Annotated in this window: 12 protein-coding genes; 9 read left to right on the forward strand and 3 right to left on the reverse strand. The window is 67.3% G+C overall.

Translation table 11 applies throughout. The features are described 5' to 3' along the window. Positions 1–13 precede the first annotated feature (13 nt). Positions 14–745 carry a GNAT family N-acetyltransferase gene (locus OHZ10_RS23665; protein ID WP_342705896.1) on the reverse strand — a complete coding sequence of 244 codons (732 nt, stop codon included), beginning with the start codon at positions 743–745 and terminating at the stop codon, positions 14–16. A gap of 1,046 nt (positions 746–1,791) precedes the next feature. Between OHZ10_RS23665 and OHZ10_RS23670 the strand changes: the two genes are divergently transcribed. The 4 genes from OHZ10_RS23670 (at position 1,792) to OHZ10_RS23685 (ending at position 5,381) form a co-directional block, all read left to right on the forward strand. Further along, positions 1,792–2,688 (forward strand): NAD-dependent protein deacetylase, encoded by an 897-nt coding sequence (locus OHZ10_RS23670; protein WP_342705897.1) that lies wholly within the window; start codon positions 1,792–1,794, stop codon positions 2,686–2,688. After that, positions 2,685–3,326, forward strand: coding sequence for a DUF938 domain-containing protein (locus tag OHZ10_RS23675; protein ID WP_256086602.1), 642 nt, complete (start codon positions 2,685–2,687; stop codon positions 3,324–3,326). Before OHZ10_RS23670 ends, OHZ10_RS23675 begins: the two co-directional genes overlap by 4 nt. A gap of 97 nt (positions 3,327–3,423) precedes the next feature. Then, positions 3,424–4,836 carry an NADP-dependent phosphogluconate dehydrogenase gene (gndA, locus tag OHZ10_RS23680; protein ID WP_059237279.1) on the forward strand — a complete coding sequence of 471 codons (1,413 nt, stop codon included), beginning with the start codon at positions 3,424–3,426 and terminating at the stop codon, positions 4,834–4,836. Between the two features lie 200 nt (positions 4,837–5,036). Next, positions 5,037–5,381, forward strand: a complete 345-nt coding sequence (locus tag OHZ10_RS23685) for a DUF4148 domain-containing protein (protein ID WP_174992744.1) — start codon at positions 5,037–5,039, stop codon at positions 5,379–5,381. 111 nt (positions 5,382–5,492) lie between these two features. On the opposite strand, the gene OHZ10_RS23690 is transcribed toward OHZ10_RS23685, so the two are convergent. Then, complete coding sequence (locus OHZ10_RS23690; protein ID WP_059237277.1) at positions 5,493–5,813, reverse strand: hypothetical protein; 321 nt, start codon at positions 5,811–5,813, stop codon at positions 5,493–5,495. Between the two features lie 425 nt (positions 5,814–6,238). Here OHZ10_RS23690 and OHZ10_RS23695 point away from each other — a divergent pair, with 425 nt between their 5' ends. Beyond that, positions 6,239–6,970, forward strand: coding sequence for a peptidoglycan DD-metalloendopeptidase family protein (locus tag OHZ10_RS23695; protein ID WP_059237276.1), 732 nt, complete (start codon positions 6,239–6,241; stop codon positions 6,968–6,970). A gap of 48 nt (positions 6,971–7,018) precedes the next feature. On the opposite strand, the gene OHZ10_RS23700 is transcribed toward OHZ10_RS23695, so the two are convergent. Next, a complete protein-coding gene (locus tag OHZ10_RS23700; protein ID WP_059240766.1) occupies positions 7,019–7,657 on the reverse strand; it encodes a Pr6Pr family membrane protein in 639 nt (212 codons plus the stop codon). 228 nt (positions 7,658–7,885) lie between these two features. On the opposite strand from OHZ10_RS23700, the gene OHZ10_RS23705 reads away from it, so the two are divergent. The 4 genes from OHZ10_RS23705 (at position 7,886) to OHZ10_RS23720 (ending at position 12,484) form a co-directional block, all read left to right on the forward strand. Further along, positions 7,886–8,422, forward strand: coding sequence for a cytochrome b (locus OHZ10_RS23705; protein ID WP_256086600.1), 537 nt, complete (start codon positions 7,886–7,888; stop codon positions 8,420–8,422). 154 nt (positions 8,423–8,576) lie between these two features. Next, positions 8,577–8,945 (forward strand): DUF2946 domain-containing protein, encoded by a 369-nt coding sequence (locus OHZ10_RS23710; protein ID WP_174992742.1) that lies wholly within the window; start codon positions 8,577–8,579, stop codon positions 8,943–8,945. An 83-nt stretch (positions 8,946–9,028) separates the two neighbouring features. Next, on the forward strand, positions 9,029–11,161 hold the full coding sequence (locus OHZ10_RS23715; protein WP_059237273.1) for a TonB-dependent copper receptor: 2,133 nt from the start codon (positions 9,029–9,031) through the stop codon (positions 11,159–11,161). 228 nt (positions 11,162–11,389) lie between these two features. Next, positions 11,390–12,484 (forward strand): triacylglycerol lipase, encoded by a 1,095-nt coding sequence (locus tag OHZ10_RS23720; protein ID WP_340625167.1) that lies wholly within the window; start codon positions 11,390–11,392, stop codon positions 12,482–12,484. Positions 12,485–12,486: the final 2 nt, after the last annotated feature.

Raw genomic sequence — 12,486 nt, forward strand, 5'->3', positions numbered from 1 at the left:
GTCCCCTCCGGTGCTATGTGACCCGCAGCGTCGTGCCGCGCAGCGCGAGCCCGAGGCGTGACGCCACGCGTTGCGACGCGCGGTTGTCGCGGTCGGTGCTGTAGAACAGCGTGCGCGTGCGAAGCGACGGCAACCGCGACCACGCGGCGGTAACGGCTGCCGCGAGGCCGCGCCCGCGGAACGCCGGGGCCGTTGCGAGACCGAGTTCGGCGCCGGTATCGGACAGCCGCGCGGCAAACGCGACCGACACGACTTCGCCGTCGACGACAGCCGCGCACCACGGCGCCCACAAATCGGCGATGCTGCACAAGCCCATCGAGCGCAGGCCGCCGGGCATTCCGTGCGCGGACAGCGATTGCCGCAATTGCCGGCCTGCGTCGCTGTTGCCGTCGACCAGCGCGACGTGCGCGCCGGTGTCGAATTCAAGCGCGTTCGGCAGCGCGTACACGAGGCCGATGTTCCAGTTCGAAACAGGCGCGAGCTGCGCGAGATAGCGTTCGAGATGCGCAGGCTGAACGCTGTCCGACAACGGCGGCTCGCTGTCGGCCATGCGCGTCAGTTCGTCCGCAAGGTCCGCAGGCACGTCGGCGCGGACGCCCGCCAGCGTGCCGCATGCGCATCGGCCCAGCCAGAAGCGCGGCCCGGGCGAGCAGCCGGGATCGTTCTCGCGTTCGATTCGGCGATCCGGGCGCAGCCGAAACAGCGTCCGGTAGTCGATATCCAGCCAGTCGTTTGCGTCGGTCATGCGTCGGGTGGGGTCTCCGGTCAGGCGGCGAAGCGCCGCGCGCGCGAGGCAAGATCCGGCCCGCACATGCGCTCATGTGCGGGCGGCCATTGTGGGGCGATTGTAAGCCGGCCGGCGATGGCGCGCGGATGCAACGCCGCGATCACGGCCCGGGGCGTGAGTGAGCGCCGCGCAGGCAGGCACGACCGGACGTCTTCGACCGGACGCCACCCCCCGCGTTTCAGTTTCGAAACGTTCACGCTTTCTGCTGGTGCGCGATTCGCGCCGACAGCCGCGTATCCGCCCGCGCGGCCTTGCGGCGTGAAGCATGGTGCGCTCCTTGCATATCTGTAGGGGCCGTGAGCGCGATCGCGGGCGCAGTCGGCCCGGCAATCGCTTCAGTGGGTCGGACGTATCGAAGACGGGGACAAGAGAATGAAAAAAGACCGAAATGCAACATGTCGTGTTGCAAACATGAATCGCCGACCTGCCAGGGTGTTCGCTTCGCCGTTGATTGCGGCGACGTGAGCGGCGGCTTTCCGTTCCATCCGAGCAATCGGGTTCGTTCTGAACGACGACGTGCATGCGTGACGCACGAGGCCGACCGGTCCCGGTCGGCCGTCGGGGATGAACCGCGAACGCGGGCGGATGGCCCCGGCCTGGATCCCGGATCGTCATGCCATGGCGCAACGCAAGTCGTCGCGCGGCGGATGCGTTCGCGCGCCGTGTATGGCATCGGCGTGACGCGTTCGAGGCGCCGGGGCGGATCGGCAAGCCGGTAACGCAGCGATGCGCGCGGCATCACGGAACACGCGTAGTCCGGGGAATGCGTCCTTCATGCTCGGCATGGCGGGCGCCGCAACGTTGTGCTGTCAGTTGATCCACTACCCCGATGGATCAATTGTTGAAGCGCCCGTCGCCGAGTGGCGATGGGCGTCTTTTTTTGTGCGCCGGTTTGCCGCGGGGGCGCCCGCCCGATCGCGCGGCGTTCTGTATCATGTGCTGGCGTGCCTGGCCGCCCGTGCGGGCGCACGGCCTGCCGGCGCACCCGATCACGCGTTGCCAACATGAACGATAAAGTCCTGCACGACCCCTCAACCGCTGGCGTCGATCCGGCCGCGCTCGATGCGCTGCACACGTTCGTCGCGCGTCATCCGCGCCTGCTCGTGCTGACCGGCGCGGGCATCAGCACCGATTCCGGCATTCCCGGCTATCGCGACCGCAACGGCCAATGGATGCGCTCGCCGCCGATCCAGCTCCACGAATTCCTCGGCTCCGATGCCGCGCGGCGGCGCTACTGGGCGCGCAGCATGATCGGCTGGCCCGTCGTCGGCCGCGCGCGGCCGAACGGGTCGCATGTCGCGCTGGCGCGGCTCGGTGGCGCGGGCCGGATCGAGCGCCTCGTCACGCAGAACGTCGACGGCCTGCATCAGCGCGCGGGCAGCGACGACGTGATCGAGCTGCACGGCGGAATCAACGGCGTGACCTGCCTTGGATGCGGCGCGCATCACGCGCGGGCGACGATCCAGGCCGTGCTCGAAGCCGACAATCCCGAACTGCTGGGCGCGCAGGCCGAGCCGGCCGCGGACGGCGACGCGCACCTCGAATGGGCTGCGCTCGATTCGTTTCGCATTCCGGCGTGCCCCGAGTGCGGCGGACTGTTGAAGCCGGCGGTCGTGTTTTTCGGCGAGAACGTGCCGCGCGAGCGCGTCGCGCTGGCGTCGCAGGCGCTCGATGCGGCCGATGCGTTGCTCGTCGTCGGTTCGTCGCTGATGGTGTATTCCGGCTACCGCTTCTGCGTATGGGCGCAGGCGCAGCAGAAGCCGGTCGCCGCGCTCAATCTCGGCCATACGCGCGCCGATCCGATACTGACGCTGAAGGTCGAGGCGCCGTGCGCACCCGCGCTCGACGCGCTCACGGCGCGGCTGGGTCTGCGCGGCAACACACTGGAGCAGGCATCGTGACTGGCGCAAAACCTTCGCCCGATCCCGCCGCGCGGTTGCTGGCGCCCGCGGCCGAACGCAACCGCGAGCCGATCCTCGACGTGTTGCGCCGCGTGCTGCCGGCGAGCGGCAACGTACTCGAAATCGCGAGCGGCACCGGCCAGCATGTCGTCCATTTCGCACACGCATTGCCGGATTTGCGCTGGCAGCCGAGCGACCCCGACGAACAGGCGCGGCACTCGATCGCCGCGTGGATCGCGCATGCGGGCCTCGCGAACGTCGCCGGGCCGCTGGCATTCGACGTGCGCGACGCATCGTGGCCGGTCGCGGCGCTCGACGCGATCGTCTGCATCAACATGATTCACATCTCGCCGTGGGCCTGCACGGAAGCGCTGTTCGCGGGCGCATCGCGCCTGCTGCGGCCGGGCGGCGTGCTGTTCCTGTACGGCCCGTACCGTCGCGACGGCCGGCATACGGCGCCGTCGAACGAAGCCTTCGACCTGCAATTGCGCAGCCGCGACCCGTCGTGGGGCGTGCGCGATCTCGAGACCGTCGTCGCGCTCGGCCTCGATCGCGGGCTCGACTGCATCGAGATCGTCGAGATGCCGGCGAACAACCTGAGCGTCGTGTTCCGGCGGCTGCCGCACGCGGAGCAATGACACGCAAGCGCGCATCGCCGCCGGGTTTCCACTATCCTTTCGCCTGTGCGCGCGGCCCGGCTCGGGTCGCGCCCCGTTTTTTCCGGAGAATTGACTAATGGGCAAACAAGCAATCGGTGTGATCGGGCTCGCGGTGATGGGCCGCAATCTCGCACTCAATATCGAGAGCCGCGGTTACGCGGTGTCGGTGTACAACCGCAGCCGCGAGAAAACCGACGAACTGATCGCCGAATTCCCCGGCCGCAACCTGGTGCCGACCTACACGCTCGAGGCGTTCGTCGCGTCGCTCGAAACGCCGCGCCGGATCCTGATGATGGTGAAGGCCGGTGAAGCGACCGATGCGACGATCGCATCGCTCAAGCCGCTGCTCGAGAAGGGCGACGTACTGATCGACGGCGGCAATACGCATTTCACCGACACGATCCGCCGCAACCAGGAACTCGCGCAATCGGGCCTGCATTTCATCGGCACCGGCGTGTCGGGCGGCGAAGAGGGCGCGCTGCGCGGCCCGTCGATCATGCCCGGCGGCCAGCGCGACGCGTACGACCTCGTCGAGCCGATCCTCAAGCAGATCGCCGCGAAGGCGCCGTCGGACGGCGAGCCGTGCGTCGCATACATGGGCCCGGACGGTGCGGGCCACTACGTGAAGATGGTCCACAACGGCATCGAATACGGCGACATGCAGTTGATCGCCGAAAGCTACTCGGTGCTGAAGGACGTCGCGGGCCTGACCAACGACGAACTCGGCGCGGTGTACACCGAATGGAACCAGGGTGAGCTCGACAGCTACCTGATCGAGATCACGTCGAAGATCTTCGGCAAGAAGGATGAAGAGACCGGCAAGCATCTCGTCGACGTGATCCTCGATCGCGCCGCGCAGAAGGGCACCGGCAAGTGGACGAGCCAGAACGCGCTGGATCTCGGCGTGCCGCTGCCGCTCATCACCGAGTCGGTGTTCGCGCGCGTGCTGTCGTCGCTGAAGACCGAGCGCGTCGCGGCCAGCAAGATCCTGTCGGGCCCGGCCGCTGCGCCGTTCGACGGCGATCGCGCCGCGTTCGTCGAAGCGGTGCGCCGCGCGCTGTACCTGAGCAAGGTGATCTCGTACGCGCAGGGCTTCGCGCAACTGCGCACGGCGTCGGAAGAGTACGGCTGGAACCTCGATCTCGGGACGATCGCGAAGATCTTCCGCGCGGGCTGCATCATCCGCGCGCGCTTCCTGCAGAAGATCACGGACGCCTATGCCAAGGATCCGGCGCTCGCGAACCTGCTGCTCGACCCGTACTTCAAGGACATCGCCGCGAACTACCAGACGGCGCTGCGGGATGTCGTGGTCGCCGCGGTGAAGGCCGGCGTGCCGGTACCGGCGTTTGCGTCGGCAGTCGCGTACTTCGACAGCTACCGTTCCGAACGCCTGCCGGCGAACCTGGTGCAGGCGCAGCGCGACTTCTTCGGCGCGCACACGTTCGAGCGCACCGACAAGCCGGGCAGCTTCCACGCGAACTGGTCGTAACCGGCTCGTGGGGACAGCATTGTTGCGAAAATCTATTCTATGAATAGGGTTTCTCTATCCCGGATGCCGACATTGTTGGCTCCGGGGAAACAGTGTTTTCGTTCTTTCATGGTTTTCCCTAGGTGCTGCCGGGACTAAACTCTGTTCCATCGCTGCAGACATGGTGTGTGCGGCGGAGCAAAAAAATCCCGGAGGTAATCATGAAATCGCTGATCGCTACGTTCGCTGCAGCTGCTGTCCTCGCCGTTCCCGCCGTCTCGTTCGCTCAACAGAATGCGCCCGTCACCCGCGCACAGGTGAAGGCCGATCTCGTCGCCGTCCAGCAAGCCGGCTACAAGCTGGGCAGCGACCGCACGAACTACCCGGAAGGCATCCAGGCTGCTGAAGCGCGCCTGAACCCGCAACAAAACGTCGCCGCCGCCGACACGACCGGCTACGGCGCGCAACCGGCCGGTGCGCAAGAATCGGGCGCCCCGGCTGCTGCAAAGACCGGCTGGCAAGTCAAGCGTATCGCTGACGGCGCACCGGTCTACAAGGGTCGTTAATGATGCGGCCGCTCTGGCGGCCGGATCCGACCCCCGTAGTACAAACAGCCCGTCGTTCCGCATAGCGGAACGACGGGCTGTTTTCATGGGTGGCGCGCAACGCGCCGGCGCTCAGTGCAGCGAGCGTTTGCCGCGCCCGATATCGCGGAACAGCGCTTCGGCCGGTTCCAGCACCTGCAGCCACGTTTCGTCGTACCCGCTCAGCGTGTCGAGCGCATCGCGCAGCCGTTCGATCGCGAGAACCGGCAGCTCGACGCTGTGCCGCGTGGCACCGGTCAGGTGCGTGACGCTCGCCAGCTGGACGAGCGCGTCCGCAGCTTCGGCGACGTCGGTCGCGAACAGCAAGTGCCGGTTGAGCAATTCGACCAGGCTGCTGGAACCGGCGAAATCGTCGGCGTCGAGCTGCACGGAGAGAAACGTCGCATTATTCATTGTCATGCTCCTCGTTGTCGTTGGCTTGTACGCTGCATCACCGAGTATAGGCGGCGATCGGAGCGGAGAATATGACGGGGCCGATACGGCGCGCGACGGCGGCCGGGCCGGCGAAAAAGCCGGCGGAAGCCCGCCGGGCGGCCCGCGCGGCGGGCTGCGCAGCTTGCCCGCACCCCGGTGCGACGCCGCAAGATTGTTGCCGGATCGGGCAACTGTCGCGGCCTTGACCGCGACAAATGGTATCTTTGCCGATCGGGACGACGCGAAAAAGGGGCCGGTGAGCTCATTCGCGCTGACGTTCCGCTGTGGAAACTGACGGCCGCGAGAGCGGTCGGATACTGGTTGATCCGGCCGTTCGGCCGGACATCGTGCGTCGCGCGCCGGGGGGCGGTGGGCGGCGCAACGACGCAAATCCGGGAGGACCCTTGAGAGAAACTATTCCCATCCACGATGCGCTGACGCGCTGGCTGCCGCAGGCAGCGCTCGTTGCCGCGGCCATCGCGCTGACGGGCTGCACGATGACGCCGTGGACCGACAGCTGGCAGCCGGCACGCCAGTCGACCCCCACGTCGGTTGCGACGCCGGGCGTGATTGCCGGCTATTACCGCGTGAACCCGGGCGATACGCTGGCAGGCGTCGCGAACGCTTACGGGCAGCGCGTGCAGGACGTCGCCAGCTGGAACCACATGGCGCCTACCGACGCCGTGTCGCCCGGCCAGGTGCTGCGCGTCGCGCCGCCGCAGGCTGCGACCTCGCCCGGGCAGCCGCTGGCGGCGGCCCAGCCGGGCTCGCTCGCATGGCCGGCCACGGGTGTTGTCGCGACACCGTTCTCGGCCGGCAAGACGCGCGGCGTCGTGATCGCCGCCTCCGGGCCCGACCATTCGGTGCGGGCCGCTGCAAACGGGCGGGTGGTCTACGCCGGGTCCGGCGTCAAGGCTTACGGTCCGCTCGTGATCCTGAAGCACGACAACGGGCTCATCACGGCCTACGGGCACAACGGCAAGCTGCTCGTCAACGAAGGCGATGCGGTGCGCCAGGGCCAGCCGGTCGCCGAAATGGGCACCGACGCGAACGGTCGTTCGACGTTCGAGTTCGAAGTCCGCCAGAACGGCAAGGTCGTCGACCCGATGAATTTCCTGCCGCGCAACGGCGGCTGACGGCCTGCAGTACCCCGTGTGCGCCGGGCGGCGCACACGTTCTCGCTTTCATCCCTCCTTGAGTGTCGCGGTACCGGACTGTCTCGCGTGATTGCCGAGCCAGCGGATGCCCAATGCGAGCGCCGCCGCGCCGAGCGCGATCAGCGAACACTGGATCGCGACCGGCAGGTAGCCGTGTGGGCGCGGATCGACGAACGGGTAGGGATACCAGTTCTCCAGCGCGCCGCGCACGAGCGTATAGCCGAGATAGACGACCGGAAAACCGAGCCACACGAACGCGCTGCTTCGCGCGATCGGCCTGCGCGGCTCGACGTAGAGCCAGTCGCACAGCATCACGAGCGGCACGATCCGGTGCAGCACCCAGTTGTTGAACGCCGGCGTGACATGGCGCAGCGCATCGAGCCGCGCCAGCAGGAGTTCGTAGACGATCGCGGTGATCAGCACGTACAGCACGGCGGCGCCGCGCATCGATTCGTAGCGGGCCGAGCCGGGGCGCGCGATGCGCCAGAGCCCCGCAGCCAGCATCGCGGCCGCGTAGAGGCTGCTCAGTTGCGTGAAGTAGCTGAGATAGTTGCCGAGACGGAAGTCCGGCAGGTGCCAGTAGTCGGCGACGCTGTGCAGCGTGGTGGATACCGCGAGCAACGCGGCGGTCAGCCGGTAGGCCGCAACGAAGAACGCTTTGCTCATGATGCCCGCGCGCCGTCGCACCAAAACTTCATCGTGCCACAGCCGTTTGCGCGCGCGATGCGGACTTTCCATATGCGGGATGTCCACGGTGCGTGTCAACGATTCGTCGGATATTTGACCGTGCCGCGTAAAACCGGACGCCCGTGCGGCTACAATCGTGAAAGCTTTGCCAGGCGCAGGGCCTGGTTGCCATCTGCGCGCCTCCCCGCATACAACACGAGACGAAGCATGAGAAACATCCTCGCGAAACAGACGCGCTACAGCTCGCCCGCGATCTTCTTCCACTGGGCCATTTTCCTGCTGGTGGCGCTGGCCTACCTGGCCATCGAGATCCGCGGGCCGAAAGGCAGCGACAGCCGGGTGTTCTGGATGAACGTGCACCTCACCGCGGGCACGTTCGTGCTCGTGCTGTCGGTGCTGCGCGTGTTGTGGCGGGTCGTCAGCCGCGTGCCCGAGGCCATTCCGCAGGCGGCGCTGCTGCGCTGGCTGTCGAAGCTCGCGCATGTCGCGCTCTATGTGTTCATCATCGCGCAGCCGCTGCTCGGCATCATGATGATCAACATGGGCGGCAAGCCGGTGTCGCTCGACTGGCTCGGCGTGTCGTTCACGCTGTTCGGCCCCGACAAGGCGCTGCGGCCGACGATCAAGGAAGCGCACGAGCTGATCGGCAACGCGTTCTACTTCGTGATCGGCCTGCATGCGCTGGCCGCGCTGTATCACCATTTCATCCGGCGCGACGACGTGCTGCGGCGCATGGCGCCGTAATCGCGGGATCCGGAAACGCCCGGCAGGCGGGGGCGCATGGTTGTGGTGACAACCATGCGCCCCCGGTCCGTTTACGGTCTGCCGTGCTGGTCATTGCGCTGAACATTCTGTAACATCTCGGCTGTTTTTACATTCCGCTTACTCGTCGCCGCGCATGCTGCACCGACATCGTCACCTGACTGCCTGGCTTGGCGTGCTCGCGATCTGGATCGCGATCGCGGCGCCGCTGGTGTCGCAGTGGCGCATCGCGCAGGCGGCCACACCCGACGCAACCGTCTGCAGTACAGAGCATGGTGCACATCGGTCGGTCGATGCGGGCAGCATGCACGATCACGCGCTGCATCTCGACGCGTGCGGCTACTGCGGCTTCTTCGCCCATAGCCCCGCGATCGGCGCGCCCGCCGCCGCGTCGTTCGGCTCCATTCCCGTCGTATCCGTTGCCGCCGCCGCGCCACCTGTCGTCGCAGCGCGAGCCGACCGCTATCCGCGCGCGTATCCACGCGCACCGCCCGAGCGCGCCTGACGCGCTGTTATCCGTTCATACCACCGCCGATATCCGTGCGGCCCGTCGCGGCCGCGTGGAGGGCGTTACTCGGGCTTTCGATCATGACCAATTTCCAGTTGCGTGCGCCGCGGGCGTCACGCAATGCCTGTGCGCGGCGCGTGCCGCGCATGTTGAAACTTACCGTTCCTGCGCTGGCTGCCGGCGCGCTGGCAGCGAGTGCCGCGGCGGCCGAAACGGCGCGCGTGGACGCCACGCCCGTGAACGAGTCGGCCGCGCTGCTGCCGCCCGTCGAAGTCGTCGCATCGCCGCTGTCGACGCCGCTCGTCGTCGTCACGGATCCGAAGGCGCCGCGCCAGCCGCTGCCTGCCAGCGACGGCGCGGATTACCTGAAGACGATCCCCGGCTTCACGTCGATCCGTAGCGGCGGCACGAACGGCGACCCCGTGCTGCGCGGGATGTTCGGTTCGCGGCTGAACATCCTGGCGAACGGGATGCCGACGCTCGGCGCGTGTCCGAACCGGATGGATGCGCCGACGTCGTACATCGCGCCGGAAAGCTATGACAAGGTCACCGTCGTGAAGGGGCCGCAGTCCGTGTTGTACGGTCCCGGCGCATCGGCCGGCACCGTGCTGTTCGAGCGCGTGACGCCGCGTTTCGAGCGCCCCGGCATGCGTTTCGACGGCAGCCTGGTCGGCGGGTCGTTCGGCCGCAATGACCAGAACATCGACCTGACGGCCGGAACGCCGGACGTCTATGGCCGCGTGACCGCGAACCACGCGCATTCGCAGGACTACAAGGACGGCAACGGCAACACGGTGCCGTCGCAGTGGGACAAGTGGAACGCTGACGCGGCGCTCGGCTGGACGCCTGACGACCACACGCGCGTCGAGTTGACCGCCGGCACCGGCGACGGCTATGCGCGTTACGCGGGGCGCGGGATGGACGGCGCGCATTTCCGCCGCGAGACGTTCGGGCTGTCGTTCGACAAGCGGCATCTCGGCGACGTGCTCGACCGGATCGAGGCACGCGTGTACTACAACGAAGCCGATCACGTGATGGACAACTACACGTTGCGGCAACCCGACCCGACCAGCAGCATGCCGATGCGAATGGCCGCCGATGTGCGCCGCCGCACGGTCGGCGCGCGTGCGGCCGCGACCTTCCGCTTCGGCGACGACTTCAAGTTTGTCACGGGTGTCGACGCGCAATCGAACCGGCTCGATTCGCGCTCGTCGATGGGGCAGCAGAACTATCGCGACCAGCCGTGGGATGCGCAGGCGACGATGTGGAATGCCGGCGTGTTCGGCGAGCTGACGTGGTACGCGAGCGAAGTGTCGCGCGTGATCGGCGGCGCGCGCATCGACTATGCGAGCGCCCGCGATAAGCGCGCGATGACGAGCGGGATGATGATGAGCAAGCCGAACCCGACCTTCGACGACGATCGTTCGCGCGTGTTGCCGAGCGGCTTCGTGCGCTACGAGCGCGATCTCGCGTCGCTGCCCGTCACGTGGTACGCGGGCATCGGCCACGCGGAGCGCTATCCCGACTACTGGGAGCTGTTCTCCGCGACGCGCGGGCCGGCCGGTTCGGTCAATGCGTTCTCGGCGGTGCAGCCGGAGAAGACCACGCAGCTCGACATCGGCGCGCAGTACAAGAGCGACCGGTTCGATGCCTGGGTGTCGGCGTACGCGGGCTATGTTCAGGACTTCATCCTGTTCAACTACGCGGCCGGCATGATGGGGCCGACCACGCAGGCGACCAACGTCAACGCGCAGATCATGGGGGGCGAAGCCGGCGTGTCGTGGCGGCCGGTTGCGCCGCTGCGCGTCGAGACATCGCTCGCGTACGCGTGGGGGCGCAACGTGGCGAGCGGCGATCCGCTGCCGCAGATGCCGCCGCTCGAGGCGCGCATCGGGCTCGAATACACGCGCGGCGCATGGTCGGCCGGCGGCCTGTGGCGAATCGTTGCGCCGCAGCATCGCTATGCACTGAATGAGGGCAACGTGGTCGGCAAGGACTTCGGCCCGAGCGCCGGTTTCGGCGTGCTGTCGCTGCATACGCAGTACAACGTGAGCAAGACCGTGCAGATCTCGGTCGGTGTCGACAACGTGCTGAACAAGGCCTACACCGAGCATCTGAACCTCGCCGGCAACGCAGGTTTCGGCTATCCGGCGAATGCGCCGGTGATGGAGCCGGGCCGGACCGCCTGGGTACGCGTGAGCGCGAAGCTGTAGCCGGCAGCGCGTGTGCATTGCAGCATGCGTACGCGCGAACGCGGCCCCGCCCGAACGGGCGGGGCGCGTCAACCGATTAGAGAACCGTATCTAGTCGGGGCGCAAACGTTCGCGACTCGTGCTTCACTCCCGCATTCGACGCACACGGTGCTTGCGACGGTTGCGATGCATTGTGCGTGTCGATCCGGTTTCATTCTCACCGGCAGCACAATAATCAGGAGAACATGCATGGCCAGATCGATGCGTTCCAGGGTGGTGGCAGGGGCAGTAGCATGCGCGATGAGCGTCGCGCCGTTCGCGGGGACGACCGCGCTGATGACGCTCGCAACGACACACGCGGCGATGGCGGCGACCGCGCCCGCCGACAACTACGCGGCGACGCGCTATCCGATCATCCTCGTGCACGGGCTCACGGGCACCGACAAGTACGCCGGCGTGCTCGAGTACTGGTACGGTATCCAGGAGGATCTGCAGCAGCATGGCGCGACCGTCTACGTCGCGAACCTGTCGGGCTTCCAGAGCGACGACGGCCCGAACGGGCGCGGCGAACAGCTGCTCGCCTACGTGAAGACGGTACTCGCCGCGACGGGGGCGACCAAGGTCAATCTCGTCGGTCACAGCCAGGGCGGGCTGACGTCGCGCTATGTCGCGGCCGTCGCGCCCGATCTCGTCGCGTCGGTGACGACGATCGGCACGCCGCATCGCGGCTCCGAGTTCGCGGATTTCGTGCAGAGCGTGCTCGCGTACGATCCGACCGGGCTGTCGTCGACAGTGATCGCGGCGTTCGTCAATGTGTTCGGTATCCTGACGAGCAGCAGTCACAACACGAATCAGGATGCGCTCGCATCGCTGAAGACGCTGACGACTTCGCAGGCGGCGACCTACAACCAGAACTATCCGAGCGCGGGCCTTGGCGCACCGGGCAGTTGCCAGACCGGCGCGCCGACGGAAACGGTCGGCGGCAACACGCATCTGCTGTATTCGTGGGCCGGCACGGCGATCCAGCCGACGCTTTCGCTGTTCGGCGTGACGGGGGCGCAGGACACGAGCACCATTCCGCTCGTCGATCCCGCAAACGTGCTCGACCCGTCGACGCTCGCGCTGTTCGGCACCGGCACGGTGATGATCAACCGTGGCTCGGGCCAGAATGACGGGCTCGTGTCGAAGTGCAGCGCGCTGTACGGCAAGGTGCTGAGCACGAGCTACAAGTGGAACCATATCGACGAGATCAACCAACTGCTCGGCGTGCGCGGCGCGTATGCGGAAGATCCGGTCGCGGTGATCCGCACGCATGCGAACCGGCTGCAGCTCGCGGGCGTGTAATC

The organism is Burkholderia arboris, from assembly GCF_038723655.1.
Lineage (GTDB): Bacteria > Pseudomonadota > Gammaproteobacteria > Burkholderiales > Burkholderiaceae > Burkholderia > Burkholderia arboris.